23 protein-coding genes and 1 pseudogene are annotated in these 26875 nt (G+C 71.8%); 5 read left to right on the plus strand and 19 right to left on the minus strand.

Annotation, left to right across the window (positions count from 1 at the left end):
- Nucleotides 1-56: 56 nt before the first annotated feature.
- Entirely contained in the window at nucleotides 57-1709 is a 1653-nt protein-coding gene (locus AB0C12_RS17340; protein WP_360548893.1) for a PAS domain-containing protein, read from the plus strand.
- Between the two features lie 5 nt (nucleotides 1710-1714).
- On the opposite strand, the gene AB0C12_RS17345 is transcribed toward AB0C12_RS17340, so the two are convergent.
- The 5 genes from AB0C12_RS17345 to AB0C12_RS17365 all read right to left on the minus strand — a co-directional run bounded on the left by AB0C12_RS17345 (nucleotide 1715) and on the right by AB0C12_RS17365 (nucleotide 6578).
- Nucleotides 1715-2374 carry an HAD-IA family hydrolase gene (locus AB0C12_RS17345; RefSeq protein ID WP_360548895.1) on the minus strand — a complete coding sequence of 220 codons (660 nt, stop codon included), beginning with the start codon at nucleotides 2372-2374 and terminating at the stop codon, nucleotides 1715-1717.
- Between the two features lie 199 nt (nucleotides 2375-2573).
- The gene (locus tag AB0C12_RS17350; RefSeq protein WP_360548897.1) at nucleotides 2574-2849 is read right to left on the minus strand and encodes a GlsB/YeaQ/YmgE family stress response membrane protein; all 276 of its coding nucleotides are present in this window, start codon (nucleotides 2847-2849) and stop codon (nucleotides 2574-2576) included.
- A gap of 81 nt (nucleotides 2850-2930) precedes the next feature.
- Nucleotides 2931-4808: a translation elongation factor 4 gene (lepA, locus tag AB0C12_RS17355; protein WP_360548898.1), complete on the minus strand. Its 1878-nt coding sequence runs from the start codon at nucleotides 4806-4808 to the stop codon at nucleotides 2931-2933.
- A gap of 84 nt (nucleotides 4809-4892) precedes the next feature.
- Nucleotides 4893-5975: a transcription elongation factor gene (locus AB0C12_RS17360; RefSeq protein ID WP_360548900.1), complete on the minus strand. Its 1083-nt coding sequence runs from the start codon at nucleotides 5973-5975 to the stop codon at nucleotides 4893-4895.
- Between the two features lie 69 nt (nucleotides 5976-6044).
- Nucleotides 6045-6578, minus strand: a complete 534-nt coding sequence (locus AB0C12_RS17365; protein WP_360548902.1) for a DUF4240 domain-containing protein — start codon at nucleotides 6576-6578, stop codon at nucleotides 6045-6047.
- A 52-nt stretch (nucleotides 6579-6630) separates the two neighbouring features.
- Between AB0C12_RS17365 and AB0C12_RS17370 the strand changes: the two genes are divergently transcribed.
- Together AB0C12_RS17370 and rpsT are read left to right on the plus strand one after the other, a co-directional pair.
- Nucleotides 6631-7605 carry a phosphotransferase gene (locus AB0C12_RS17370; protein WP_360548904.1) on the plus strand — a complete coding sequence of 325 codons (975 nt, stop codon included), beginning with the start codon at nucleotides 6631-6633 and terminating at the stop codon, nucleotides 7603-7605.
- A gap of 145 nt (nucleotides 7606-7750) precedes the next feature.
- Entirely contained in the window at nucleotides 7751-8017 is a 267-nt protein-coding gene (gene rpsT, locus AB0C12_RS17375) for a 30S ribosomal protein S20 (RefSeq protein WP_212992737.1), read from the plus strand.
- A 439-nt stretch (nucleotides 8018-8456) separates the two neighbouring features.
- Here rpsT and AB0C12_RS17380 read toward each other — a convergent pair.
- From AB0C12_RS17380 to AB0C12_RS17405, 6 genes and pseudogenes are all read right to left on the minus strand, one after another.
- Nucleotides 8457-8714, minus strand: a pseudogene (locus AB0C12_RS17380) (hypothetical protein); the annotation flags it as partial.
- Complete coding sequence (holA, locus tag AB0C12_RS17385) at nucleotides 8711-9694, minus strand: DNA polymerase III subunit delta (protein WP_360549056.1); 984 nt, start codon at nucleotides 9692-9694, stop codon at nucleotides 8711-8713. The pseudogene AB0C12_RS17380 and the gene holA, both read right to left, overlap by 4 nt.
- Before the next feature lie 250 nt (nucleotides 9695-9944).
- Nucleotides 9945-12359, minus strand: coding sequence for a GH92 family glycosyl hydrolase (locus AB0C12_RS17390; protein WP_360548906.1), 2415 nt, complete (start codon nucleotides 12357-12359; stop codon nucleotides 9945-9947).
- 74 nt (nucleotides 12360-12433) lie between these two features.
- Nucleotides 12434-13168, minus strand: coding sequence for an NAD(P)H-binding protein (locus tag AB0C12_RS17395; RefSeq protein WP_360548908.1), 735 nt, complete (start codon nucleotides 13166-13168; stop codon nucleotides 12434-12436).
- 62 nt (nucleotides 13169-13230) lie between these two features.
- Entirely contained in the window at nucleotides 13231-15624 is a 2394-nt protein-coding gene (locus AB0C12_RS17400; RefSeq protein WP_360548910.1) for a ComEC/Rec2 family competence protein, read from the minus strand.
- Nucleotides 15621-16391 carry a ComEA family DNA-binding protein gene (locus AB0C12_RS17405; protein WP_360549058.1) on the minus strand — a complete coding sequence of 257 codons (771 nt, stop codon included), beginning with the start codon at nucleotides 16389-16391 and terminating at the stop codon, nucleotides 15621-15623. Before AB0C12_RS17405 ends, AB0C12_RS17400 begins: the two co-directional genes overlap by 4 nt.
- A gap of 659 nt (nucleotides 16392-17050) precedes the next feature.
- Between AB0C12_RS17405 and AB0C12_RS17410 the strand changes: the two genes are divergently transcribed.
- Nucleotides 17051-17848 carry a putative protein N(5)-glutamine methyltransferase gene (locus AB0C12_RS17410; protein WP_360548912.1) on the plus strand — a complete coding sequence of 266 codons (798 nt, stop codon included), beginning with the start codon at nucleotides 17051-17053 and terminating at the stop codon, nucleotides 17846-17848.
- A gap of 188 nt (nucleotides 17849-18036) precedes the next feature.
- Entirely contained in the window at nucleotides 18037-18954 is a 918-nt protein-coding gene (locus AB0C12_RS17415) for a hypothetical protein (protein ID WP_360548914.1), read from the plus strand.
- A 187-nt stretch (nucleotides 18955-19141) separates the two neighbouring features.
- On the opposite strand, the gene AB0C12_RS17420 is transcribed toward AB0C12_RS17415, so the two are convergent.
- From AB0C12_RS17420 to AB0C12_RS17455, 8 genes are all read right to left on the minus strand, one after another.
- Nucleotides 19142-19990, minus strand: coding sequence for a DegV family protein (locus tag AB0C12_RS17420; RefSeq protein WP_360548916.1), 849 nt, complete (start codon nucleotides 19988-19990; stop codon nucleotides 19142-19144).
- Between the two features lie 24 nt (nucleotides 19991-20014).
- Complete coding sequence (locus AB0C12_RS17425; RefSeq protein WP_360548918.1) at nucleotides 20015-20395, minus strand: hypothetical protein; 381 nt, start codon at nucleotides 20393-20395, stop codon at nucleotides 20015-20017.
- A 47-nt stretch (nucleotides 20396-20442) separates the two neighbouring features.
- Complete coding sequence (locus AB0C12_RS17430) at nucleotides 20443-21078, minus strand: histidine phosphatase family protein (RefSeq protein WP_360548920.1); 636 nt, start codon at nucleotides 21076-21078, stop codon at nucleotides 20443-20445.
- Complete coding sequence (rsfS, locus tag AB0C12_RS17435) at nucleotides 21075-21476, minus strand: ribosome silencing factor (RefSeq protein WP_360548922.1); 402 nt, start codon at nucleotides 21474-21476, stop codon at nucleotides 21075-21077. Before rsfS ends, AB0C12_RS17430 begins: the two co-directional genes overlap by 4 nt.
- 74 nt (nucleotides 21477-21550) lie before the next feature.
- Nucleotides 21551-22150 carry a nicotinate-nucleotide adenylyltransferase gene (gene nadD, locus AB0C12_RS17440; RefSeq protein ID WP_360548924.1) on the minus strand — a complete coding sequence of 200 codons (600 nt, stop codon included), beginning with the start codon at nucleotides 22148-22150 and terminating at the stop codon, nucleotides 21551-21553.
- A 15-nt stretch (nucleotides 22151-22165) separates the two neighbouring features.
- On the minus strand, nucleotides 22166-23716 hold the full coding sequence (locus AB0C12_RS17445; RefSeq protein ID WP_360548926.1) for an ATP-binding protein: 1551 nt from the start codon (nucleotides 23714-23716) through the stop codon (nucleotides 22166-22168).
- A 61-nt stretch (nucleotides 23717-23777) separates the two neighbouring features.
- Nucleotides 23778-26288 (minus strand): aminopeptidase N, encoded by a 2511-nt coding sequence (pepN, locus tag AB0C12_RS17450; RefSeq protein WP_360548928.1) that lies wholly within the window; start codon nucleotides 26286-26288, stop codon nucleotides 23778-23780.
- Between the two features lie 75 nt (nucleotides 26289-26363).
- Complete coding sequence (locus AB0C12_RS17455; protein WP_360548930.1) at nucleotides 26364-26819, minus strand: GNAT family N-acetyltransferase; 456 nt, start codon at nucleotides 26817-26819, stop codon at nucleotides 26364-26366.
- Nucleotides 26820-26875 lie beyond the last annotated feature (56 nt).

Here is a 26875-nt window from a genome sequence, read left to right on the forward strand (position 1 = left end):
AGCGCTGCGTATACATCGACGTGGACAGACAGCGACCGGACTGGTACTAGTTAGTCGTGCTCCAAGCCATCGAGTGGATCCATCTGGGAGCCGTCGGCGTCGCCGCGATCATCTTCGGGATATGCCGGCACAAGCCCGCCCGGATCGGGCCCTGGCTGCTGCTGACGGCGTCCGTCGTCGCGGTGGCCATCGGCGACATCCTGCACGCCCTGCACAAGTACGCGGCCGCCGACATCGCCTACCTGGCGATGTTCGCGCTGGTGGCGCTGTCGCTGCTGCAACTGACCCGGGCCGGCGCGATCCTGATGGACCGGGCCCGGGTGATCGACCTGGTGGCCTTCGCCTGCGCGGCGCTGCTGGTGATCTGGGTCTTCCTGATCGGGGGCAGCAGCTGGCTGGGCGGGATAGCACCGGAGGACATGCTCGGCGCCCTGCTGCTGGTCGGCATCTGCGCCCGGCTGATCGTGGCGGTCTGGTTCAACTGGTCGGCGGTGCTGCTCGGCGTCGGGGCGCTGGGCTGCCTGGGCAGCGACATCGCCTACTCGCTGGCCCCGAGCTCGTGGTCCGAGGCCGGCTACATGGTCCTCTACCTGGCCTGGGGCGGCGCGGCGCTGCACCCGTCGATGGTCCAGCTGACGACTCCCCTGCCGCTGCGGCCCAAGCCGTGGCAGGGCCGCTGGGCGACCCTGCTGGGCCTGTCGGTGGCCACACCACCGCTGGTGCTGCTCATCGAGGCGTTGCAGGGTGAGGTCCGCGACGGTGTGGTGATCGCGGTGGCGGGCGCGCTGACGGTGGTGCTGGCCTTCACCCGGCTGGCCGACTCCGTGACGCAGAACAGCCAGGCCCTGACCCGCGAACGCGTACTGCGCGAGGCCAGCGCGGCGCTGGTCGCGGCGGCCGACGACGCCGCGGTCGACGAGGCGGTCCGCACGGCGGTGACCCAGCTGCTGCCCCCGCACGACGTGCAACGCATCGTCTTCGCCACCGACGACCGCCAGCTCACGTTGCAGGCCCTGCCGGCGGCGACGACGAGCCCCCGGCCGCGCAGCTGGTGGCTGGACGACGAGAAGAAGCCCGGAACGGACCCGGCCGACGGGACGCTGGTCTGTCCGCTGTGGCTGGAACCGCTGGCCGTGGCCCGCCCGAGCGGCGGCGCGCTGGTGCTGGCGGGCCGCAAGGACATGCTGACGGTGAGCCGCGACGCCCTGGAGGTCCTGGCCGGCCAGGCGGCGCTGGCCCTGGACCGGATCTCCCTGGTGGAGGCCGTGGGCCGCCGCGACAGCGACCTCTACCTGCGGGCGGTGATCCGCAACACCGCGGACATCATGCTGGTGATCGACGAGGACCAGCAGATCCGGTACGCGAGCCCGGCGCTCCACGAACTGATCGGTGAGAAGGAACTCCCCCCGTTCGCGAAGCTGCCGGATCTGGTCCACCCGGACGACCGGGGCCAGATCCGCCGAGCCCTCCGCGACGAGGGCGACGGGGTGGTCTACTGCGCCCTGCAACGGGCGGACGAGACCCAGGTGATGGTGGAGGCGACGTACCGGGACCTGCGCGAGGACCGCCTGGTCCAGGGCTACGTGGTGACGATGCGCAAGGTGACGAAACCGCAGGACCCGGTGGAGCAGGTGCCGCACCTGGAACACGTGGACGAACTCCCGGCGTGGGTGAACCGCCGCAGCGCGCAACACAAGTTCCGCTACTGAATCCGCTATGGAACAAGCTCGCTCAGCGAAGCGATCCACCGCGTGGCGGGCGGCGCTGTCCCATCGGGGTCCCGGACCATCGTGACCCCCTGATAGCCGAGCCGGACGGCCGCGGCGACAAGCTCAGGATCATCATCAACAAAGAGACAGTCGGCCGGCGAAAGCCCGAGCGCGTCACTGCCGGCGCGGTACATCCGCGGATCGGGCTTGCGGCACCCGAGAACGGCCGAGATCACCAGAGTGACGAAGTAGTTCCGCAGGCCGAGCCGGCGGAAAAGGTCATCGAGATCCGGCCAGGCATCCGAGATGACAGCCATCGGCACCCCGTCGGCATGCAGCCGAGCGAGAACATCCCGGACCTCGGGGTAGGGCTCGACGGGCAGCCCGGCGGCGGGCTGCTCGAGCTCGGCGAGCAGCTCACGAGTGGGGTCGGCGATGCCGAGGGCTTGGAGGATGGCCCGGTGGTAGTCGGTCCTGTCGGCAGTGCCCGAGGCGCTGTCGAGCAGCGCCTGGCCTGCTGCGAAGGCTGCTGGTAGGGCTGAGTCCGGGATGGCGGGGACGTGGCGGGCCAGGACCTGCTCGAAGTCGTACCGGGGATTCCACCGGCCACCGACGGGTCCGATGAGTACGCCGCCGGCGTCGAACAGAAGCCCCCGCGCAGCCATCGGCCCAACCTAGTGGCCCTGTCGCGGAGTGCGCAGCCCCGCAATCCAGCGAAGCTTGTGCCGTGTGATTTGCGCCGCTCTGGCCTCCGAGACTGCCCGGCCTGAGCTGGTTGCGAAAGGACCGGGAATGCAGGAACGCCGGACCTCGCGGTCCGGCGTTCCTGTGGAGCTTTTCGGTTCAGCCTCAGCTGATCCGGGTTCAGCGGGTGACGCCGCGGCGGCCGGAGATGCCGACGACCAGCGCCACACCCACGGCGGCGAGCAGGACCTGGAACAGCAGCTCGATCCAGTCGATGCCGCCGGTCGAGTCCACGCCGAAGGCGCGGGCGATGACCGTGCCCAGCAGGGCGGCCACGACACCGATGACCATGGTCAGCCAGATCGGGATGTTCTGCTTGCCGGGTACGACCAGGCGGCCGAGGGCGCCGATGATCAGGCCGACGATGAGCGCGGTGATGATGCCGGTGACGGTCATTGAAGGTCTCCTTGGGGGGTAGAACAGTTGTTGCGTTCGTCTGACCCCAGAGTTCCCGACCGGCCCGAAAACCAAACCGCCCTATTTTTTGTTTGTTTTGCTGTCGGCCGAGTCCGAGGTCGACAGCGCGGCGATGAAGGCCTCCTGGGGGACCTCGACGCGGCCGACCATCTTCATCCGCTTCTTGCCTTCCTTCTGCTTCTCGAGCAGCTTGCGCTTGCGGCTGATGTCACCGCCGTAGCACTTGGCGAGCACGTCCTTGCGGATGGCGCGGATGGTCTCGCGGGCGATGATGCGGCTGCCGATGGCGGCCTGGATCGGCACCTCGAACTGCTGCCGCGGGATGAGTTTCTGCAGCTTGGCGGCGATCGTGACGCCGTAGTTGTAGGCCTTGTCCTTGTGCACGATCGCGCTGAACGCGTCCACCGGCTCGCCGTGCAGCAGGATGTCGACCTTGACCAGCTCCGCCGCCTGCTCGCCCGAGGGCTCGTAGTCCAGCGACGCGTAGCCCTTGGTCTTGGACTTCAGCTGGTCGAAGAAGTCGAAGATGATCTCGCCCAGCGGCAGGGTGTAGCGCAGCTCGACCCGTTCGGTGGACAGATACTCCATGCCGAGCAGCTGGCCGCGGCGGCTCTGGCAGAGCTCCATCACGGCGCCGACGTAGTCGTTGGGAACCAGGACGGTGGCCCGGACCACCGGCTCGTGGATCTCGGCGATCTTGCCTTCCGGGAACTCGCTCGGGTTGGTGACCACGACCTCGGCCCCGTCCTCGGTGAAGACGCGGTAGACCACGTTCGGCGCGGTCGAGATCAGGTCGAGGTTGAACTCGCGTTCGAGCCGCTCGCCGATGATCTCCAGGTGCAGCAGGCCGAGGAAGCCGCACCGGAAACCGAACCCGAGCGCGGTGCTCGTCTCCGGCTCGTAGGTCAGCGAGGCGTCGTTGAGCTGCAGCTTGTCGAGGGCGTCACGCAGCGCCGGGTAGTCCGAGCCGTCGATCGGATACAGGCCGGAGTAAACCATCGGCTTCGGGTCGGAGTAGCCGCCCAGCGGCTCGGAGGCCGGCCGCTGGTTGTTCGTGACGGTGTCGCCGACCCGGGACTGGCGGACGTCCTTCACGCCGGTGATCATGTAACCGACCTCGCCCACGCCGAGCGCGCCGGCCTTTTCCATCTCGGGCGAGACGACGCCGATCTCCAGCAGCTCGTGCACGGTGCCGGTGGACATCATCTTGATCTTGTCGCGGGCCTCGATCCGCCCGTCGATGACCCGGACGTAGGTGACCACGCCGCGGTAGACGTCGTACACCGAGTCGAAGATCATCGCGCGGGCCGGGGCGTCGGCGTCGCCGACCGGCGGCTGGAACTGGCGGACGACCTCGTCGAGCAGATGAGGGACGCCGACCCCGGTCTTGCCGGAGACCCGCAGCACGTCGTCGGGCTCGCAACCGATGAGCTTGGCCAGCTCCTCGGCGTACTTCTCCGGCTGCGCGGCCGGCAAGTCGATCTTGTTGAGCACCGGGATGATGTGCAGGTCGTTCTCCATCGCCAGGTACAGGTTGGCGAGGGTCTGCGCCTCGATGCCCTGCGCGGCGTCGACCAGCAGGACGGCGCCCTCACAGGCGGCGAGGCTGCGGGAGACCTCGTAGGTGAAGTCGACGTGGCCCGGCGTGTCGATCATGTTGAGCACGGCGGTGTCGCCGGCGCGGTCACCCTCGCGGACGACCCACGGCATGCGCACGGCCTGACTCTTGATCGTGATGCCACGCTCGCGCTCGATGTCCATCCGGTCGAGATACTGAGCGCGCATCTGCCGCGGGTCGACCACGCCGGTGATCTGCAGCATCCGGTCGGCCAGGGTCGACTTCCCGTGGTCGATGTGCGCGATGATGCAGAAGTTGCGGATCCGACCGGGATCGGTCGCTCCGATGATGTTCACGCCGGGGTCGAGCGGTCCAGGCACGATCGTCCGTTCTCTTCAAGCGGGCTGGCTGCCGATGAACGCACCGGCAACGTCTATCGTCCCACGCCGCGCGGGAAGCCCCGATCACACCCGGTCCAGCGGCCGGTGCGGCCCCGGCGGAAGCTCGACGTGGATCTCGGCGCCGGGCCGGACCGGGCCGCCCCGCAGGACCACGGCCATGACGCCCGCCCGCCGGCTGAGCGTGCCGTCGGGCTCCCGCCCGAGTACGCGTTTGAGCAGGCCGGGACGGTAGTTGTTGATCTGCTGGCAAGGATTGCGCAGTCCGGTGATGACGATGGCCGGACGGGGGTCGGTGGTGCCCTCGGCTGCGGTGGGCGTGTTGTCCTGGTCGGCGGGATCGGGCACGGTGAGCGGGCTGGCGGGTTGCCCGGCGGTCTGGTCGGCGGTCTGCTCGGCCTGGATGCGGGCGGCGAGGGCGGCTACAGCCTCGGCGGTGGGGGCGTCGAGGGTGGCGCGCGCCGCGACAGCAACAACGGCGGCGGCACCGTCCGGCGGACCGGCGACCCCGGTCTCCGCGGCCGACGAGCGTTCCGCTCCGACAGCAGGCGCGAGAGCAGCATCGGCCGGCGAGCGTTCCGCTCCGACAGCAGGCGCGAGAGCAGCATCGGCCGGCGAGCGTTCCGCGCCGACAGCAGGCGCGAGAGCAGCATCGGCCGGCGAGCGTTCCGCGCCGACAGCAGGCGCGAGAGCGGCGCCGGCAGGCGAGCCCTCCGCTCCGGAATCCGGTGCGAGAGCAGCGTCGGCGACCAGTGAGAGTTCCGCGCCCGGCGCGGGGGCCGGACCGAAGCGCAGCACAGTGCCCACCGGGAGCGCGAGCAGGTCGATGCCGGTCGTGGTGACGTTCTCCCCCAGGCCACCGGCCGGGACGTCGTAGCCCGCCTCATTCACCTCGTCGTGCAGCTCGGCGCGGATGAGATGCACCTGGCGAAGGTTCGGCTGGTCCGGGTCCACGGCCACCCGGCTGCGGTGCCGGACCGTCAGCCCGGCGTGCACATCACCCGCCACGCCCAGCCCCGCGATCAGCACGATCTCGTCGCGGACCGGCTTGCTGAACGAGTAAACGTCGTTACAGCTCACCGACGCGACCGTGCCGCGCATCGACCGTTGCTCCCCCACCGGGGCCGTCTCCTGCTGATGAACGTCCATGCGCCCGATTCTGCCCAAACCCGACCACCCCGTTCGACGTCGTTTCCCGCCCCCTGGGCAGCGGGCGGATCAGTCCGGCGGCTCGAGGAACAGGGCGGACAGCCGGGGCAGCCGCTTCTGCATCTCTTCCTCGTTGTCGAAGTCCCACAGCATCGCGGGATCCGGGCGCGTCCTGGGCGTCTCGCTCGGCGGCAGGTCGCCGCCGGTGGCCTCCCGATGGGCCGCCTCGGCGATGCCCAACACCTCCTCGGCCTCGAACACCGCGCCCGTCGCGGCCGCCGCTCGCACCGCCGGCAGATCGGCCAGCGAATCCGGCTCCCGCACCGCCCGGGCGACGACATCCCGCCCGTTCGCGATCAGCCAGCCGCGGAAGTTGTCGAAGCCGTCCTCGGAGCACCCACCGTTGATCAGGTAGGCCGCCGCCCAGAGGTCTTCCTTGCCCGAGGCGTTCATCACCTTGTCGAGGTGGCGGCCCCACGCCACGATCTCGTCGGGGTCGCGCCCCACCAGCTCGGCGGTGGCCCGCTTGGCCACCTCGTCGGGCGAGCCCGGCCGGTCGGCGGTAGCCCGGTCGATGACCGCCCAGAAGTCGTCCGTTCTCATGGGCACAGCCTGCCAGCCGGGTACGACAAAAACGGGGAGGCAGGATGGGGGCATGCGCGCCGTCACATTGCCCGAGGTCGCTTACGGCGCTACCGCCGTACGTCCGGATTGGGGGGATCTGCCGGCGGCCTTGCGGGAAGCGATCAGCTTGCGGCTCGGCTCGCCGGTCGTGGCCGCGGCCGCCGCGGGCGGGGGTTTCACCAGGGCTTTCGCGGCCGTGCTGACGACGGCGACCGGGGATCGGGTCTTCGTCAAGGCCGCGCCGGTGACGGAGCCGATCGCCGACTGGTACGCCCGTGAGGCGGCCGTCACAGCCGCGCTACCGACGGAGGTGCCGGCCGCACGCCCGCGGTGGACGCTCGTGGCTGAGGGGCACTTCGTGCTGTGTCTGGAGGCGATCGAGGGGCACGTGCCGAAGCTGCCGTGGGCGCCGGGTGACCTGAGCGCGGCGCTGGCGGCCTGGCGGGCGTCAGCGGTGGCGTTGAGCCGACCCGGCCCTGAGCTGCTCGCCCTGGGCCTGCCGCGGCTCGGCGACATCGTGCGTGATGAGCTGTCGTGGTGGTCCGAGGTCGCGGCGGGGCGGGCGCCGCTGCCGCCCGCGCCGGACTGGGTGCCGGGCCGGCTGGGCGAACTGGCCGCGCTGGAGCGTGGGCTCCCGGAGCTGGTCGCGGGGTCCGGCATGCTGCACGGCGACCTGCGGGTGGACAACGTTCTGCTGGACGCGTACGGCGCAGCGTGGCTCTGCGACTGGACCTGGCCCTGCCTCGGCGCCCCGTGGTTCGACTCGGTGACGTTGCTGGTCACGGCGTACGCGAGCGCCCTCGACGTGGATGCCGCCCTGGAGCCGTGGCAGCCGCCGGCGGACGGTGTCGACGGCGCCCTGGCCGCGCTCAGCGGATACTGGCTGACCAGCGCGGCCCGCGGTCCCAGCAGCGCCTCGCCGCACAGCCGGCAGCATCAACGGTTCAGTGGCGGACAAGCCCTCGCCTGGCTGGCCGAGCGCCGCGGCTGGGTGCCGCCGAAGTGAGCCGTGCGCCCGCCGGGCAGCCGAGCGATTTGGGCGGCGCGAAGCGGGCCTGATACATTAGTTCGTCGCGTGTGGTGACGTTGCTGTTTGCTGCGTCGCCACCGTCCGAGTACATCATCCGAACTAGTCAGGACAAGGCTGTCGCGTGGCGAACATCAAGTCCCAGATCAAGCGCAACCGGCAGAACGAGAAGGCCAGGCTGCGCAACAAGTCGGTCAAGTCGTCGCTGAAGACCGTGATCCGCAAGCTGAACGAGGCGAGCGCGTCCGGCAACACCGAGACGGCTACCGCGCTGCTGCGTGACGCCTCGCGTCAGCTCGACAAGGCTGCGAGCAAGGGCGTCATTCACAAGAACCAGGCGGCGAACCGCAAGTCGGCCATCGCCAAGCGGATCGCCTCGCTGTCTGCCTGACCGCAGGCTGGTTCCAGCGTCACACACCTCTGGGCACCGCCGAACCTCCGGGTTCAGCGGTGCCTGAGTTGTTTCCGCAGCCAGGTGCACACAGTTGGTTGGGCAGTGGGAGTAGCACGCCCGCCTACTCGTAGCGGCGGGCTGCCGACTGTCGTGCGCGCTGCTGGCTGTCGTCGAGGTCCTCGGTCCACTGCCGGGTCACCGGCGGACCGTTCAGCGCGCTCGCGTCCATGGCGGCCGGGGTCCAGCGATCCTCGTCGGGCGGCCCGGAAGCCAGGTCTGTGGTGCTTCGCCGGACGACGGCCGGCCGCAGTGCGGGTGACCCGCTCTCCGGCCCCGCCGCGCTGACCTGCGCGATCACGGCGGGCGACAGACGAACCGTCACCGCTCCCGGTGAGGCCGCGGAAGCGCGGACCCCGGCAACCGGCGGGCGGGTGGTCGCGGGACGGATCAGGGCGCCGGCAACCACGTCGTTGAGCTTGACCATGGCCGCGACGGTCAGCGGCAGCGCCAGCACGCCCCACCAGCTGACCAGCTCAGCGAGCGCCAACAGGATGCCCAACGCGACGGCACCCTCCAGGAACACGAAGCAGAGGAAGCCACCGGGCGCGAGATACTGCAGGCCGAGCATGCGGGCGTAGAGCGGCTGCTGACGGGCTTCGTCACGGGACAGCCCGGCCCGGCGTGACCGGGTCATCGGGAGCCGCCGGAGTTGCGGGCGGCGGCGACGGCGAAGACGGCGCGCTCCAGTGCGTACCCCCGGTCCTCGGCACCGCCTTTGACCGCCGCGTTGCAATCGGCCGCCGCGCGCATCGCGTCGACCAGGCCCTCCGGCGTCCAGCCGCGGCTGCGCTCCTGGGCCTTCTGGATCTTCCACGCGGGCATGCCGAGCGAGCTGGCCATCTGGTACGGGTTGCCGCGGCCGGCCGAAGCGACCCGGGCGACCGTGCGCACACCGTCGGCGATCGCGTCGGCGATCGGCACCGGGTCGACACCCACGTGCAGGGCCCAGCGCAGCGCCTCGAGCGCACCCGGGACGTCACCGACCATGGCTGCGTCGGCGACCGCGAAGCCGCTGACCTCGGCGCGGCCCTTGTAGTAGCGGGAGACGACGGCCGCGCTGATCTTGCCGTCGGTGTCGGCCAGCAGTTGCGAACAGGCGGCGGCGATCTCCCGCAGGTCGGTGCCGACCGCCGCCAGCAGCGCGGACGCGGCGGCCTCGTCGCACCGGCCACCGTTGCGCCGGAACTCGTCACGCACGAACGCGATCCGCTCGCGCTCCCCCTTGAGCTTGGCGACGGGGACGACGGTCGCGCCGGCGGTCCGCAGACCGTCGGCGAAGGCCTTGCCCTTGGCGCCACCCACGTGGGAGACGATCAGCGAGACGTCGGGGTCCGGATTCTTGGCGTAGGCCAGCAGCGCGGTGACGAGGTCCTTGCGCGCGTCCTGGCCGCTGCGGATGACCAGGACCCGGCGCCCGCCGAACAGCGACGGGCTGAGCATCTCGGCGACCTCACCGGCGCTGAGCGCACCGGCCTCGTATTCGCGGACGTCCGCGCCGGGCTCATCGGCCCGTGCGGCGGCGACCGCGGCGGCGATCGCCCGGGCGGCGAGCAGCTCCTCGTCGCCTTGGACGAGCAGCAACGGTGCCGGGGACGCGGTGTTCACGTCGGAAATCTTCGCACGAAGGTCTGACGCTTCCGCACGACTCACTCCTGCGCGCAGCCCGCTGACCGAGGAATGCGAAACCCGACATATCGGTGATCCGCCATGCGGTCGCCGCCGTAATGGTTCTCGATCAGGCTGAATGTCTGGCTCGCCGGACGAAGGTGATCCCACCCACATCCGAACCGATCGCCCGGGGTCGAAGGGAACGCTCGGCCTAATCCGGGCGTGTCGTTGTGACGATCGACAGCCGGGCCGGTCGTCAGTGGTCCTTCGGGAGGTCGGCGGACGCGGTGGCCCAGGTCTTGTCCGGACCGGCCGCCAGCGTGAAGGTGACCGTGCCGCCGGTCTGCACGAACGACTCCGGGAGCCAGGAGCGGCGCAGCGTCGAGCCGTTCAGCTTGAGCCCGTGGACGTACGGCTCCGCCGAGTTCGCGTTCACCGTGAGGCGGACCCCGTTGCCGCGGTCGATCACCACGCGGGTGAACACCGGGCTGCCCAGGAGCATCTCCGCCCGGCCAGGAACCTGCGGGAACATGCCGATCGCCGCGAACGCGTACCAGGCACTCATCGTGCCCAGGTCGTCGTTGCCGGGCAGACCCGCCGGACCGGTCCCGTACGCGGTGTCGACGATCTGCCGCACAGTCTCCTGGGTCTTCCACGGCTGGCCGAGCCCGTTGTACATCCACGGCACATGGATGCCCGGCTCGTTGGTCGGGTCGTAGCGCAGCGGGTTGCCCCCGAGCACCGCCCAGTTGCCGTTCTCGTCGTGGAACAGCCCGTCCAGCCGGGTCGCCGCCGCCGTACGCCCACCCATCAGCGCCGCCAGCCCGGACACGTCCTGCGGCACCATCCACGTGTACGTGGCACTGGACCCCTGCGCGAAGCCCACATCCGTCGACGGCGTGAAGCCGCTCTGCCAGCTGCCGTCCGCCCGCCGAGCCGCCTGGTATCCGACCGCCGGGTTGTACGTGTTCTTCCAGTAGTCGCCACGCGGCAGCAGCTGCCGGTACAGGTCGTTGCGTCCGGCCCGCCGCGCCCACATCGCCAGGGAGAAGTCGGCCAGCGAGTTCTCCAAGGTCTCCGCGGCACCGCCCCAGCAGTGGCAGATGTCGTTCGCCGCGTACTTCAACGCCAGGTACGTGTTGAGCGTCGGCCGCTGCCCGAGGCACTGACCGGGGCAACCGGCGTCGGAGAGGGCGTCCGGATTCTGCACCGTCGCCTGCCGGACGAGCGAGTCGAGCGCCGCCCGGGCATCGAAGTTGCGAGCGCCCATGGCGTAGTACGTGGCCAGCGTCGGGGCGGCCGGGTCACCGGTCATGACGTGGGTCGCAGCGCCGAGGTGCAGCCAGCGGTCCCAGATGCCGTTGTTCTGGGCGGCGAAGTCCAGCATCGACTGGGCCATGTCGCCGGCCACGTCGGGGCGCAGCAGGGCGAGGAACTGGATCTGCGCCCGGTACTGGTCCCAGCCGGAGAACGTGCCGTACGCCGCCCGCTGGCCGGCCCGGATGCTGTGGATCTGCCGGTCGGCGCCGAGGTAGCGGCCGTCCAGGTCGTTCATCGTCTGCGGTTGCATCAGCGAGTGGTAGACCGCGGTGTAGAGGGCTTTCGTCCGTGCCTCGGTGCCGCCGCCGACCCGGATGCGCTTGAGCTCGGTGTTCCAGGCGTCGCGGGTGGCCGCGGCGACGGAGTCGACGGTGGCGGTGGCGGGGACCTCGGCGTCCCGGTTGGCGGCGGCACCGGCCAGGCTCACGTACGAGATGCCGACCCGCATGCGCACCGCCCCGCCGGCGGCCGTGTCGAAGCCCACCCAGCCGCCGGAGCCCTTGCCGGCCCGGTCCGCGCCGGTGAGGTAGCCCTCTCCCCCGGTGGCCGTGGTGCCGCCCGGGGTGACGGTCGCGTTCTGCCAGGTGCCGGTCCGGGCGAAGGCACGGTCGAAGACCGCGCTGAAGTAGAGCCGGTAGTACGAGCGGCGGTTCGTGTTGGTCGCCCCGCCGCCGTTGCCCCGGCGCCCGCAGAAGCCGCCGGTGAGCACCGACCCGGTGACGGTACGGCTGCCGGCGTCGATGGTGATCTCGGCGTCCTCGCTGCCGTTGAGCGAGTTGGAGGTGCGGAACAGCAGGTTGGCGGCCGAGCCGGTGGGGAAGGTGAAGTCGCCGACGCCGGCCCGGGTGCTGACGGCGAGGTCGGTCCGTACGCCGTTGTCGAGTCCGACGGTGTACCGGCCGGGGGCGGCGGACTCGTTGGCGTGCGCGAACGTCGAGACGTACTGCTGGTCACGGGTGTCCGCGGTGGGTGAGGTGGTGACGTCCCCCACGTACGGCATGATCGGCACGTCCCCGGCGGCCCCCGGGCTGCAGCCCGCGCCGTTGACGTGGGTCAGGCTGAAGCCACGCACCTTCGTGACGTTGTACTCGTAGCCGTTGGCCGCGCCGGTGTTGGTCTGGTCGCCGTTGGTGCTGGTCGGGCTCCAGGCGATCATGCCGAACGGCCGGGTCGCGCCGGGCCAGGTGTTGCCGCCGCGGGTGGTCCCGATGAACGGATCCACATAGCCCGCCGGATCGTCGACCAGCGGCACCACAGCGGGTGCGGCGGCCGCCACGACCGGCGTCAGCGTCACGACCAGGACCGCTCCCACGACCCCGGCGAGCGCTGCACGAACACGAGACGTCGACATACGTGGACCCTACGACGAAGTTGATGATCACCGATGTTCCCGGCCCGGCCGCCGGGTGAACGCTGCGCGAACCGTCACCCACGCCGCCCGGCCAGCCATTGCTCGAAGGGCTGCGTGCCCCGCGGGCCGGGACCGGTGGGCAGCAGCCCGCCGTGCGCCATGGGCCCGGGCAGCCACAGCGGCACCACGGCTCGCCGGCGGACGACGCCCGACCGGACCAGCCGCCGGGCCATGTCGGACAGCGACTCCACCCGCGGCCCGGCCAGCTCGGGCGCGGCCTTCTGCGGTTCGCCGCCGACCAGCTCGACAAGGGCCTCGGCCACCTCCCGTACGGCGACAGGCTGCACGGTCAGGCGGGGCACCAGGGCGACGGGTCCGGGCACGCGCTCGAGGATCTGCTCGGCGAACTCGTGGAACTGGGTCGCCCGCAGCACGGTCCACGGCACCGACCCAGCCCGGATGACCTCCTCCTGGCGTACTTTGCCCTGGTAGTAGCCCGTGTGCACCCGGTCGATGCCGACGATGGACAACGCGACGTGATGCCGCACCCCGGCCCGCGCGGCGGCGTCGAGCAGGTGACGCCCGGCCCGCTCGAAGAAGCCGACCGCCTCGGCGCGCTTCAGCGTCGTCACGTTGCTCACGTCGATGGTGGCGTCGATCCCGGCGAGCGCCGCGTCCAGCCCGGCGCCGGTCACGAGATCAACGCCGGTCGACCGGGCCAGCACCACCGGCTCGTGACCCGCATCCTTGAGCGCCTGGACGACGTGGCGGCCGGTCAGACCCGTGCCGCCGGCCACTGCGACCTTCATGCTCGTACTCCCTACGTTCGTCGTTGCCATCAGGACGAGGGCGCGCCACCGGACGTGACAGGTCATCGCGGCGGGTCGCCGCGAGCCACGACCGCGAGACCCGAGCCGGTGTTGACAGCGGCGAGGTCACCACCCCGATCGGTACGCAGGATCCGCGTCCCGCCCCGGCTCAGCCGCGCGAGCAGGGAGGTGTTCGGGTGCCCGTAGACATTGCCGGCCCCGACCGACACGAGCCCCACGGCGGGATCGACAGCGTCGAGGAACTCCGGCAACTGGTACGCCGACCCGTGGTGCGCCACTTTGAGCACGTCGGCGCGTACCGCCGCGGGTCCGAGGTGGTTGAGCAGAGCCTGCTGCTCCTCGGTCTCGGCGTCCCCGGGCAGCAGCACCGTGCGGCCGTCGAGCCGGCCCCGCAGCACCAGCGAGTTGTTGTTCGGATCCGAGTTGGTGCCGTGCAACGGCTCGTACGGCCCCAGCACAGTCAGCGCCAGCCCACCCACCGTGTACGACCAGCCCGGCCCCACCGCGAGCATCGGCACACGGGCACCGGCAGCCTGCGCGGCGACGAGGGAACGGCCGCCCGGTGGCTCCGGCCAGTCCGGCGTGATCACGCCCAGGACGGAACGGTTGCGGAAGACGCCGGCGATCCCGCCGATGTGATCGACGTGGAAGTGACTGACGACGAAGAGCACGACCTGCCGTACACCGAGCCGCCGCAGGCAATGATCGACGGAGGTCGGCTCCGGCCCGGCGTCCACCACGACCGCCCGCCCCACGCCGGCCGGCAGCACGATCGCATCGCCCTGGCCGACTGCGCAGGTGACGATCAGCCAGCGTGGCGGCGGCCACCCCGACGCGATCAGCCGTACGGGCAGGGCACCGAGCATCGCCCCGAGCGAGACAACCGCCACCACCCGCCGGACCAGTGGCCGCCGTACGGCGATGAGCAGCGCGACCGTGACCAAAGCCAGCAGCAGAGCGCCCAGCACGCCACCGGGCCACGGCAGCGCACCCGCGGGCACCCGGGCGCCGTACGTCGCCACCAGCACCAGCCACCGAGCAGGCCACTGCCCCAGCCAGGCGGCGAACTCGGCACCGGCCGGCCAGACAGGCGACAGCACAGCGGCGGAGACCCCGAACAGAGTGGCGGGCGCGATCGCGGGCACAACAAGCAAGTTGGCGGGTACGGCGACCAGGCTCACGGAGCTCGAGATCCCGGCAACGACCGGGCCACACGCCACTTGGGCGGCGGCGGGCACAGCCAGCGCGTCAGCGGCCAACAGCGGCCATCCCCGGCGCCGGAGGGCGTCCCGCCACTTCGGCGCGAGCAGCAACAGGCCGCTGGTCGCCAGCACGGACAGCGCGAAACCGATGTCGCCCGCAAGCTCCGGGTCGACGACGATCAGCACTGCCACCCCGGCGGCCAGGGCGGGCAGGGCGGCGCGCGGACGCCCGGCAGCCAGCCCGATCAGTCCGATCGCTCCCATCGCGGCGGCCCGCACCACGCTGGGTGACGGCCGCGCGAGAATCACGAAACCGACCAGCGCGACGGCACAGATGGAAGCGGTGAGCAGCGGCCCGGCCCGGGTCCACCGCACCGCGAACAGCACCACCCCCAGGATGATCGCCACGTTGGCGCCGCTCACGGCGTTCAGATGCGTCATGCCGGTCGTGCGGAAGTCCTCCTCCAGCGCGTCGTCGAGCCGGCTCGTATCGCCGACGACCAGACCGGGCAGCAGACCTCCGACGTCGTCCGGCAGCGGCGCGCAGGCACGTTGCAGACCGGCACGCAGGGTGCCCGCGGCGCGCTGAGTCCACGACGAACGCCCGTGCAGCACGGGCGGGTCTTTGACCGACAGGACGGCAGCCCGCAGGTCGCCACCACGAGGGGCCATCAGGCGGCCCCTGACCGACGCGTGCTGGCCGGGCAGCAACGGTTTCCAGGCCGGGTCGGAGCCCAGCACGAGCGCCCGCACCGAAAGCCGCAGCCGCGACCCGTCCTCGGGAAACACCGAGGTCAGCTCGACCGCGACCAGGTAGGTGGCCGGCAACCCGGGCGACCCCCGCAACGCCCGCGGATCATCCCGCACCACAAGATCCACCCGTACGGTGGCGCCGGCATCAACAAGCGCAGCGATCGGCCCGGCATCCCGGACACTGACCCGCGCGGCGGTGGCCACGGCCCCGCAGCCAGCGCCGAGCAAGGCAGCTGCAACCAGCCAACGCACCGCTTCTCGTCGTGAGTCGTCGAAGGCACGCGGTATGCGGTGGATCAGGGCTGTGCCCGCGGCCGTCGCCAGCGTCGCACTCCCGAGGACGAGACCCCAACGCGCGGACAGATAGAGCGAAGCCAGCGCAGCGAGCCACAGGGCGACCGCGAAGCTCGCCAGCCGGAGATCCGGTGCGCGATCCTCTGCCGGGTGGTTGCCGGATGTGGCGCCGGCCTCGCGGCTCACACGGTCACCAGATCTTTGAGTTGTTCGTAGCGGGCCGCACCGATGCCACTCACCTGGCGGAGGTCACTGACCGCCTTGAAGCCGCTCTGGGCGTCGCGGGCTGCCAAGATGCGCTGGGCCAGGACCGGTCCTACGCCTGGGAGTGTGTCGAGGTCGGCGAGGGTGGCGGTGTTGAGGTTGATCGGCCCGGCACCGGGGTGCCCGGGTGCCGCGGGACCGGCAGCGCCCGTCGGCGCAGCGCCCGGCGGGGGCGTGACGCCGACCATGATGAGCTCACCGTCGGCGACCTTGCGGGCCAGGTTGAGCGGGGCCACATCGACGCCCGGGCTCGCGCCGCCGGCCGCTTGCAGAGCGTCCGCCACGCGCGCACCCGGCGGCAGTTCGACCAGTCCGGGTTTGCGGACCTTGCCGCCGACCGCCACGACCACCGCGGCCGGCGAGGACGGCTTGGCGCCTGGTCCGGCCGGAGCGCTGATCGCTGGGGCGGCAGTATCCAAGTCGTCCGCGAGAGTGGCATCCGCGGCGGCTGGGTCGATGCCGGGTGGAGCGACCGGATCAACCCGCGGACGGGCCCGCCACGCCAGCAGGGCCGCGATCACGACCACGAGGACCGCCACCGCGGCCAGCGCCTTCACCCCGCGACGGCCGGGATCGAAGGCGCCGAGACGCGAACGCGGAGCGCTGTCGAACGCGCCGGCGCCGGTCAGGGGCTCGTCCTCGGGGTATTCGTCGTCGGCGTCGGGCCCGAACAGGGCAGGCGGCCGCAGTGCTTCGGCCGGAGCCCACGGCGGACGAGTGGCCAGATCCTCGGGGGCGGGGACGGGCGGCGGCGCAGGCGGGTCGGCGGCTGCGACAGCAGGGCGCGGCTCGTCACGAGGCTGCAGCGTCACGTCATCCGGCCAGCCCGGCAACAGATCGTTCCAGGTGAGCGGTGGCCCACCGGGCACCGGCCAAGCATCATCGCCTTTCGCCAACCCGCCTCTCCGGGGAAGCGACGATGAAGCGGCCTCGTGCACCGAGCCCTGCACCGGATCGGGCGCTGAGGGCGGTGGAGCCGGTGAGGGCGGTGAGGGCTCGTCAGGGACAGGGGCAGCGCGATGAAGCGGTTGGTCCGACGCGACGGGCTCGGACGAATCCCCGGCGACGGCGGGCACCCCCGAACCAGGAAGCTCGCCGGACAACCGCCTCGGCGGCGTGGCCCACGGCGACCCGGAAGGCCGCGAAGAGTCCACAGACCGTGACGCGGGCCGGCTGCGCACCGGCGCCAGGACCGTCCGCAGCCTGGCACTGACTTCCTCGAGATTCCTCGCCTCACGCACCGGCCGAAATTAGGCCGCAGCGGCCCTCCGCCGCCCCGGCCCCTGTGGATGAAAACGGACTGTGGACAACCTCCGGCGCCCTCCCCCGCTTTGCTAGACATGGCGCTGTGACAGTTACCGACCTGACCGAGGCCACCGTCCGGCTACGGGCCGCCGGCTGCGTCTTCGCCGAGGATGAGGCCGCCGTGCTCGGCAGTGCCGCCACCGATCCCGCGCATCTCAGCGAGCTCGTCGATCGCCGGGCGCTGGGCGAGCCCTTGGAGCAGGTCGTCGGTTTCGCCGACTTCTGCGGCGTCCGGGTCCGGCTACGCCCCGGCGTCTTCGTGCCCCGCGTCCGCAGCGAGCTGCTTGTGCACACCGCCGTGGCCGAGCTCACAACGCCCGGCAAGACCGTGGTCGACCTCTGCTGTGGTTCCGGTGCGCTCGGTCTCGCCGTACGCGAAAGGGCACCGGCCGTCCGCCTGGTCGCCGCCGACAGCGACCCCGTCGCCGTGGCCTGCGCCCTGGACAACCTGGGCGGGGACGTCTTCCAGGGTGACCTCTACGCGGCCCTGCCCGAGGAGCTGCGCGGTCACGTGGACGTCCTGCTCGCCAACGTCCCCTACGTCGCCACCGAGCACCTCGCCCTGCTTCCCGCCGAGGCTCGCCTGCACGAGCCCCGCACAGCCCTCGACGGCGGCGCCGACGGGCTCGATGTCTTCCGCGCTGTCGTCGCCGGTGCCGCCGGCTGGCTCGCCCCCGGTGGGCTGCTGCTGTCCGAGGTCACCGAGGCGCAGACCGAGGCTGCCGTGGCCGCTGTGCGGGCCGCCGGGCTGAGCCCGGGCGTCGTCGACGACGAGGACCTGGAGGCGCGGGCTGTCACCGGTCGGTGGTCGGAACTTCCAGCGGTAACAGGCCTGCGATAAGGTCAGCGGCCGATGCCGGGGGGCAGAGCAAGGAGGCACTGCGCGTGGGGTTTTTCCGCAGGGTCGCCCGGGCTCGGCTGGCCAGCCAGGTCATCAGAAGGCTGCGCCGCGCCGGGTTCGCCGACGCCCGATACCACTCGGCGACCTTTTCGGTCAGTTTCACTCCGGACGGTGACGACGTTCCGAGTGTGCTTCAGCTCGACGGCCTGCTGGCGCAACGGTCGCGGGGGCGCCGGCGCCGGGTCGACCGGTTCGTCGCCGGGTTCCTGCGCAATCCCGGCCTCCCCGTGGACTGGCATGCGGCCCGTCCGCTGCTGCGGCCGGTGCTGCGGGGCGTGACCACGCCGTCGGACGTCAGCGCGCCGCTGAGGCGGCCCGCGCTGCCGTTCCTGGCCGAGTTCGTCGTGGTGGACCACCCCGAGACGATGACGTACGTGTCCGTCGACAACGGCTGGGATGTCGACGCCGACGAGGTGTTCGCGGCCGCCCGGGCCAATCTGACCGCGGCGAAGCTGCTGGGCAAGGCCACCGAGCCGGTCGTCGTGCAGTTCATCGACGACGGGGACTCCTACTGGACCTCGCATCTGCTGCTGGACGGGTGGCTGGCCGGGCTCGCGGGGCAGGTCGGCGGGGAGCCGGTCGCCTTCGCGCCCGATCGGGGCACGCTGCTGGTCACAGCCGACCACAGCGATCATCTGCCGGGGTTGTTCGCGCAGGCGGAGGCGATCTATCTGGCATCGCCGCGGGCGATCACCCCGATGGCGTACGTGAGTGACGCCGACGGGCGCACGGTGCCTTACCGGGCGGCGCCGGGCTCACCGTACGAGATCTGTGTGCGGCGGGCGCAGGGAGTGCTCGCCGCACGGGAGTACGCCCGCCAGGCCGAGCAGTTGCCGCTGGCGGCGGAGCTGCTGATCGCGGACGACGGGCGCACCCGGGCGTTGTGGCCGCAGGACGGGCCGGCGCTGCTGCCGGTGGCCGACGAGGTGCAGGTCGGCGAAACCATCCGGCCGTGGCGACAGGTCGTGCCGCACCTGACCGAGGAGCAGCTCACACCCCCACGCTGGCGCGGCGAGAGCTGGCCCAAGGACACGGGCGATTACTGACCCGGCGAAGACAGCCGTCGCCCGGCAAAGCCAGCCGCGCAGGCGGACCCAGGTGGCCGGCGCGGCCCCGGCCGGCCAGGCGGACCCAGGTGGCCGGCGCGGCCCCGGCCGGACAGGCGGACCCAGGTGGCCGGCGCGGCCCCGGCCGGACAGGCGGACCCAGGTCGCCGGCGCGGCCCCGGCCGCTTCAGCCGCGCCGGTGCACGACGACCCCGGCGACCCCCGGCCCCACGTGGGCTGCGACCACCGCCCCGATCTCCGTGATGTAGCAGTCCCGGAGCCGGTCACCCAACCGCATGGTCACCGCGTCAGCCAACGCCGCCGCCCGGTCCGCCGCCCCCAGGTGGTGCACCGCGATGTCCACCTCCCCCGCACCGGAGGCCTCCACCGTCAGATCCACCAGCCGCGCCAGCGCCCGACCGGCGGTACGCACCTTGTCGCGCACCACGATCGACCCGTCGACCACGTGCAGGATCGGCTTGACGGCCAGCGCCGTCCCCAGCAATGCCGACGCCGCGCCGATCCGGCCGCCACGGCGCAGGAATTCCAGGGTGTCCACGTAGAACAGCGTGCTGACCTGGGCGGAGTGGTCGACCGCGGCCTGGCGTACCGCTTCCAGGGTCGCGCCGGTGCCGGCCACCGTGCTGGCGCCGAGGGCCGCGAAGCCCAGGCCCATCGCCGTGGTGCCGCTGTCCACCACCTGGACCAGCGGTCCGACCTCTCCGGCCGCGAGCACGGCCGCGTCGTACGTGCCGGAGAGCTGCGACGACAAGTGCACGGAGACGATCCCGTCCGCGCCGGCGTCGAGCAGCCGGCGGTACGCGGCCACGAACTGCTCCGGCGCCGGCCGTGAGGTGCTCACCGTGACCCGCCGCTGGCCCAGTGCATGGGCCACGTCGGCCGGGGAGATCTCGGAGCCCTCCAGGCCCTCCTCGCCGTTGATCACGACGGTGAGCGGGACGACGGTGAGGTCGTACGTCCCGCTCAGCTCGGACGGCAGGTACGCGGTGGAGTCGGTGACGACCGCGACGGGCATGCGGGCACCGTAGCCGATGGTGGCCTAGTTCGCGCGCAGGGTGGTGACGATGAACGGCGTGCCCTGCTGGCAGGTGGTCATCATGCCCTGCTCGACGCGGCCGGTGACGGTGACCGAGGCGCCGGGCTTGGCGGCGGCGCGCTGCGCGGGATCGTTGATGATCAGCAGGTGCTCGTCGAGGAGCAGGCAGTTCGGCTCGACCCCGGCCGCGATCGTGCCGGTGAGCGTGGTGGTGCCGCCGGCCGAGGGCTTCACGGGTGCTGACTCCTCGGTCGGGGCGGGCGGCGCGGACGAGGCCGGCGGCGCGGAGGGTGCCGGGGCCGGCGCACCGGCGGAGTCGCCGTTGGCGCAGCCCGCGAGGGCCAGGGCGACGAGCAGAGGCAGACTGATGCGTCGGATAATCATGGTGCTTGGACGCTACCCGCTGCCCCGCCCGTTCCCGGCACCGGAGATCAAACCGGCGGCGGGACGGGTCGGTCGCCGAACGGGCCGACGTTGTAGCTGCCCAGCTGCCAGCCGCGTTCCTCGTCGTGGGTGAGCTCCGCCCAGTGGCAATTCTGCAGGGCCCGCAGGGTGCGCAGCTGCTCGCGGGGCCAGCCGAGGAGCTGCCCGATGCCCGAGCGCGCGGCCGCGCCGTGGGTGGCGACGACGATCGTGCTGTCCGGCGGCACCCGGTCGGCCGCGGCCTGCAGCGCGTCGGCGACGCGCTTGCCGAGGTCGTCCAGGGTCTCCACGTCGCCGCCGATGACGTCGGCGCCGGCCCGCCAGCGGGCGTGCTCCTCCGGGCGGGTCGAGGCGACCTCGGTCATGGTGAGGCCTTGCCACTGGCCGAACGAGCGCTCACGCAGCCGCTCGTCGTAACTCACCGAGAGGCCGGTCAGGGCGGCCAGCGCCGCCGCGGTGTCCGCGGCCCGACTCAGGTCGCTGGCGACCAGTGCCGTGGGACGCAGCCGGGCCAGCAGCTCGGCAGCGTCGACGGCCTGTTGCCGGCCCAGCTCGTTGAGCGGCACGTCGGTCTGGCCCTGGACTCGGCCGCCCGCGTTCCAGTCCGTGTTGCCGTGCCGCCAGACGATGAGCCGAGTGGTCATGCCGCGCCGGTGGAGGCGTCCGCCTCGGCGAGGTCACGATCCACGAACTCGATGGTCGGGCAGTCCTTCCACAGCTTGTCGAGGGCGTAGAACTCCCGCTCCTCGGCGTGCTGGATGTGGATCACGACATCGATGTAGTCGAGCAGCACCCAGCGGCCCTGTCGCTCACCCTCGCGACGGACGGGCTTGGCCTTCTCGGGCAGATTGAGCAGGGCTTCCTCGATGGCGTCGACGATCGAGCCGACCTGGCGCTCGTTGGCCGCCGAGGCGATGACGAACGCGTCGGTGATGTAGAGCTGGTCGGCGACGTCGATCAGGACGATGTCCTGGGCCTTCTTGTCGGCCGCGGCCTGCGCGGCGGTCAGCGCGAGCTCGCGGGCGCGTTCGGTGACGGGCACCGGTCTCCCCTCGTTCGGTTTCAGAGTTACCAGCCTCTCATACCGGTATGACATCTCTACCCGGATGAATGGCCCTAAACCGGACCTTCGGCCCGATAAAGTCCACGCTTTGCGATGTACTGCACCACACCATCGGGTACCAGATACCAGACCGGCTCCCCGTCGGCCACGCGCTGACGGCAGGCGCTGGACGAGATGGCCATCGCCGGCACCTCGACGAGCGTCACCGTGTCGGCCGGCAGGTGGGCGTCGGAGAGCTCGAAGCCCGGCCGGGTGACCCCGATGAAGTGCGCCAGCGAGAGCATCTCGAGGGCGTCCTTCCAGGAGAGGATCTTGGCGAGCGCGTCCGCGCCGGTGATGAAGAACAGGTCCGCCGTGGCGCCGAAGACCGCGTTCAGGTCGCGCAGGGTGTCGACGGTGTACGTCGGCCCGTCGCGGTCCACGTCGGCCCGGCTGACCTGGAAGCGCGGGTTGGAGGCGGTGGCGATGACCGTCATCAGGTACCGGTCCTCGGCGGGGCTCACCGTGCCCTTCTGCCAGGGCTGCCCGGTCGGGACGAACACCACCTCGTCGAGGTCGAAGCGGCTCTGCACCTCGCTCGCCGCCACCAGGTGACCGTGGTGGATCGGGTCGAACGTGCCGCCCATGATCCCGATTCGTCGCCGCTCCCGCATCCGGCGAATCCTAGATCAGCCGTCGAGGCGCCGCCGAACGGCGGTGAGCAGCGCGGCGGCGGTGAACGGCTTCTCCAGCAGCGCCACCCCCGGCTCCAGCGTGCCCTGCGAGGCCAGCACCGGCTGGGCGTAGCCGGACATGTAGAGCACCCGGGTGTCGGGCCGCACGCAGACCAGCCGCTCGGCCAGCTCCTTGCCCAGCATGCCGGGCATCACCACGTCGCTGACCAGCAGGTCGATGGCGCCCTCGTGCACGGCGGCGAGCTCCAGGGCCTGCGCCCCGCCGTCAGCGGTCAGCACGTGGTAGCCCGCTCCCGACAGGATCCGGCCCGCCACGTCGCGCAGGGCGTCCTCGTCCTCGACCACGAGCAGCGTCTCGCCGTGCCCGGCGGTGCCGACGGGTTCGGACGCGGGCGCCACCGATTCCTCCTCCGACGCGCCGGCCGGCAGCAGGATGGTCACCGTCGTCCCGAGGCCGGGCTCGGAGGTCAGGCTGACGCTGCCGCCCGCCTGGGTGACGATGCCGTAGACGGTCGCCAGGCCCAGCCCGGTGCCCTCGCCGCTGGCCTTGGTGGTGAAGAACGGCTCGAAGGCCCGCTCGACGACCTCGGGGGCCATGCCCTGGCCGGAGTCGGAGATCCGCAGGCGGACGTAGTCACCGGGCGCGAGGTCGGGATGGTCGCCCACCCCCAGGCGTGAGGAGGCGGTGTCGATCACCAGGTTGCCGCCGGCCGGCATCGCGTCGCGGGCGTTCACCGCCAGGTTGACCAGGAGCTGCTCGATCTGGCCGGGGTCGCAGGTGACCGAGGGCAGTCCCGGGGCCGGCCGGGTGCTCAGGGTGATGTGCTCGCCGATCGAGGTGCGCAACATGTCCTCGGTGTCCGCGATGACCGCGTTGAGATCGAGCACCCGCGGGCGTACGACCTCGCGGCGGGCGAACTTGAGCAGCTGGTGGGTCAGGTCCGTGCCGCGCTGACCGGCCCGGATGACCTGCCGGGCGTCGTCGGCGATCGCCTTCAGGTCGGGGGCCGGCGCCTCGGCCTCCTCGATCACGAAGTTGGCGTAGTTCACGATCACGCCGAGCATGTTGTTGAAGTCGTGGGCGATGCCGCCGGCCAGCTGCCCCAGTGCCTCGAGCCGCTGGTTGCGGTGTTCCTGCACCTCGGTGCGCTGGCGTTCGGCCTCGGCCTGCAACCGCTGGCGCTCGGTCATGTCCCGGATCACCGCGACCGTGAGGCGGCCCTGCGGCGTCTGCACGCGCGACAGCGACGCCTCGGCGGGGAAGATCGTGCCGTTGCGCCGGCGCACCTTGAGGGCCAGCGTGCCCATCAGGCTGGTGCCGGGGCCACGGTCGTCGGCCTCGCGGCGCAGCCCGGCCAGCTCCGGCACCCGCTCGGCGTCGGGCAGCAGCGTGTCGGCGCGCAGACCCACCATCTCGCCGCGGGGCCAGCCGAAGACATCCTCGGCCCGGTCGTTGACCAGGACGATGCGCCCCTCGTCCATCACCAGGATCGCGTCCGGTGCGGCCTGCAGCAGACCACTGGACAGCTCCTCGGACCACTCCACCAGCCCCCACCCCCGTAAAGCCGAGGCTACGGCTCGAACGGGGGACAACGGGCGGAATCCGCTATCCCCGGGCAACCAGGGCACGCCGGACATCGTCGTCGCCGTCCGTGACGACCCGCCGCAGGATCGCCGAGAGGTCCGGCGTCGCCAGCAGCTCCGCGGCCAGCTCCCTGGTCCGCGGGCTGACGACCACCGACGGGTACGCCGCGACGGCCACCCTCTCCCCGCTCATCCCGGTCCGCCGGCGCAGCATGCCCGGCATGTCGGCGAAGTAACGGGCGACATAGTCGGCGGTCAGGTCGAGCTGCTCCGGCTGCCAGAAACCGTGCGCGGTGGCCTCCAGGATCCGGTTCGAGGCCGACATGTCGTTGACGATCAGATCCCACGCCCTGGCCTTGGCCTCGGCGTCCGGCCGGGCGGCCCGGCAGCGCGCCGCCTGCTGCTCACCGGTGGCGCTCAGATCCGCCGCCAGCGCCGCCTCGATCTCCTCCGGCCCGGCCTCCCCCAGCACGACCAGCCGGTACAGGATGAGCCAGCGCAGGTCGTCGTCGACAGTCACGCCGGCCGGCACGCCCTCGCCGGCGAGCCAGCCGCGCAGCCGCGGCACGTCGGCGCTCGCGCCGATCAGGCCGCGCACCGCGGCGAGCTGACGCGAGCTGCCCGGCTCGGCGGCCGCCAGCAGCCGGTCGCTGGCCTGGGCCAGCATCTCCAGGGCGGCGGGCCGGGTCTCCGGGGTCGGATAGCGGTCCACCAGCGTGCGGGTCATCCGCAGCACGTCCTCGACCAGCGCCACCTCGCGCTCGACCGGCAGGGCGGCCAGGACCAGCGTGACCAGCTCGGCGACCGGCCGCTCGCCGTCGACGACGGCGTCGAGCGTCGCTCCCCAGAGCAGCGCCCGGGCCAGCGAGTCGTCCAGCAGGGGCAACATCAGCGGTACGGCGCCAGCCGACCTCTCGTCCAGCCGGATCTTGGCGTACCCGAGGTCGCCGTCGTTGACCAGCAGCAGCTCGGCGACGGGTTCTCCGGTCAGCTCGGGCAGCGGGGTCCGGCCGCCGTCCACCGCCGGATCGAGGTCCACCTCCAGCAGCCGGCGCCGGACCACGGTGCCGTCCGGCCCGCGGTCGTAGAGCCCGACGCCGATCCGGTGCGGCCGCAGGGTCGGATAGTCCGCCGGCGCGGTCTGCACGAGGCTGACGGCCGTGTAGTGGCCGCTGTCGTCCTGCTCGACCTCGGCGCGCAGCGTGTTGACCTGGGCGCGCCGCAGCCAGACGTCGGCCCAGGCGGTCAGGTCCCGGCCGGAGGCCTTCGAGACGGCGGCGAGCAGGTCGGCCAGGGTCGCGTTGCCGTACGCGTGCGCGGCGAAGTGCTCGTTGAGCCCGGCCAGGAACGCCTCGTCACCGACCCAGGCGACGAGCTGGCGCAGCACCGCCGCGCCCTTGGCGTACGAGATGCCGTCGAAGTTGAGCAAGGCCAGCGCGGTGTCGGTCACGTCGCTGGGGGCGACCGGGTGGGTGGACGGCCGTTGGTCGGCGCGCATGCCCCAGGCCTTGCGCTGCATCGCGAACGTGGTCCAGGTGCCGGTGAACGCGGTCGCCTCGGCGGTGATCCGGGTGCCCAGGTACTCGGCGAACGACTCGTTCAGCCACAGGTCGTCCCACCAGGCCATGGTGACCAGGTCGCCGAACCACTGGTGGGCCATCTCGTGGGCGATGACCATGGCACGGTTCTCGCGCTCGCTGTCGGTCACCGCCGACCGGTAGATGAACTCGTCGCGGAACACCACCAGCCCGGGGTTCTCCATCGCGCCGAAATTGAACTCGGGGACGAAGGCCTGCTGGTAGTGGCCGAACGGGTAGCGCACCTCGAAGATCTGGTGATAGCGGTCCAGGCACTGCTTCGTGACGGTGAAGATCTCCACGGCCTGCTCGTCGAGGTGCTCGGCGAGCGCCCGACGGCAGTAGAGGGCCAGCGGGATGCCGTCGTGGGAATCGGTACGGCAGTGGTACGGCCCGGCGATCAGCGACACGAAGTACGTCGACAGCGGCTTGGTGGCGGCGAAGCGGAACCGCCCACCGTCGGCCGCACCGGCCGGCTCCCCGTTGGCGGCGACGATCCAGCCATGGGGGGCGGTCACGGCCAGCGTGAAGGGCGCCTTGAGGTCGGGCTGGTCGAAGCACGGGAAGATCCGCCGGGCGCCGTCCAGGAACATGTGGGCGTACAGGTAGACGCGGTCGTCGGCGGGGTCGGTGAAGCGGTGCAGCCCCTCCCCCGTGTTCGAGTACGCCATCAGGGCTTCGACGACCAGCTCGTTCTCCCGGGCCAGGCCGGTCAGCGTGAGCCGCTCCTCGGCGAGCGCGGCCCGGTCCACCGGCATGCCGTTGAGCGTGGCCGACACCAGCTCGGCCGGCTCCAGCTCGGCGAACGTCGTGGTGCCCGGCTCGGCGGTGAAGCGCACCACCGTCCGGGACCGGAAGGTGTCACCCTCGGCGGTCAGGTCGAGGTCGATGTCGTACCCGGTGACGGTGAGGGTGGCGGCCCGGGCGGTGGCCTCGGCGCGGGTCAGGCTCGGCATCCGCCCATCATGCCGGTCCGGTGATGACGACGCAGTTCTCCGCCCGGCGGGGCGAGAAACTCGTCACTGCGGACATCACCGGGAAGTGACCGCCGCCGGCGACTTCTCGAAACACACGCTGTACGGGTTGCCGACGTACTCGCCGAAGACCGGGATCGGCACGTAACCCGCCGAGCGGTACAGGCTGATCGCCGCCGGCAGGTAGGTGCCGGTCTCCAGGCGCAGCACCGGCCGGCCGTCGGCCAGCGCCTCCTCCTCCAGCGCCACGATGAGCTGGCGGGCGATGCCCCGGCCGCGGAACGCCGGTCGCACGTACATCCGCTTCAGCTCGGCCACGCCGGGCTCCAGCGGCTGCCACGCACCGCACGCCACCGCGCGCCCGTGCAGCACGACAACCAGGTACGCCGCGTTGTCGTGCGGCATGTAGACCACGCCGTCGACACCGCCGTCGGCCTCGCTCAGCTCCTTCTGCTGCGCGATCACCAGGGCGGCCAGTTCGGCGTCGGACGAGGCACGCGATTCGATCAGCACGCTGGACACCTTAGAACGGGTCCGTTTCCGCCGGGTTGCGAGGATCTGGCCGGGAC

This window comes from Actinoplanes sp. NPDC048967 (genome assembly GCF_040649415.1).
GTDB lineage: Bacteria > Actinomycetota > Actinomycetes > Mycobacteriales > Micromonosporaceae > Actinoplanes.

Bases quoted from the DNA above. Each gene is read 5' to 3' on its own strand.
- AB0C12_RS17425 (WP_360548918.1), bottom strand. From the start codon at position 20,395: ATGATTATCCGACGCATCAGTCTGCCTCTGCTCGTCGCCCTGGCCCTC.
- AB0C12_RS17390 (WP_360548906.1), bottom strand. From the start codon at position 12,359: ATGTCGACGTCTCGTGTTCGTGCAGCGCTCGCCGGGGTCGTGGGAGCG.
- AB0C12_RS17345 (WP_360548895.1), bottom strand. From the start codon at position 2,374: ATGGCTGCGCGGGGGCTTCTGTTCGACGCCGGCGGCGTACTCATCGGA.
- nadD (WP_360548924.1), bottom strand. From the start codon at position 22,150: ATGCGGGAGCGGCGACGAATCGGGATCATGGGCGGCACGTTCGACCCG.
- AB0C12_RS17395 (WP_360548908.1), bottom strand. From the start codon at position 13,168: ATGAAGGTCGCAGTGGCCGGCGGCACGGGTCTGACCGGCCGCCACGTC.
- pepN (WP_360548928.1), bottom strand. From the start codon at position 26,288: ATGCCGAGCCTGACCCGCGCCGAGGCCACCGCCCGGGCCGCCACCCTC.
- AB0C12_RS17420 (WP_360548916.1), bottom strand. From the start codon at position 19,990: ATGCCCGTCGCGGTCGTCACCGACTCCACCGCGTACCTGCCGTCCGAG.
- AB0C12_RS17365 (WP_360548902.1), bottom strand. From the start codon at position 6,578: ATGAGAACGGACGACTTCTGGGCGGTCATCGACCGGGCTACCGCCGAC.
- AB0C12_RS17350 (WP_360548897.1), bottom strand. From the start codon at position 2,849: ATGACCGTCACCGGCATCATCACCGCGCTCATCGTCGGCCTGATCATC.
- AB0C12_RS17370 (WP_360548904.1), top strand. From the start codon at position 6,631: ATGCGCGCCGTCACATTGCCCGAGGTCGCTTACGGCGCTACCGCCGTA.
- AB0C12_RS17430 (WP_360548920.1), bottom strand. From the start codon at position 21,078: ATGACCACTCGGCTCATCGTCTGGCGGCACGGCAACACGGACTGGAAC.
- AB0C12_RS17360 (WP_360548900.1), bottom strand. From the start codon at position 5,975: ATGGACGTTCATCAGCAGGAGACGGCCCCGGTGGGGGAGCAACGGTCG.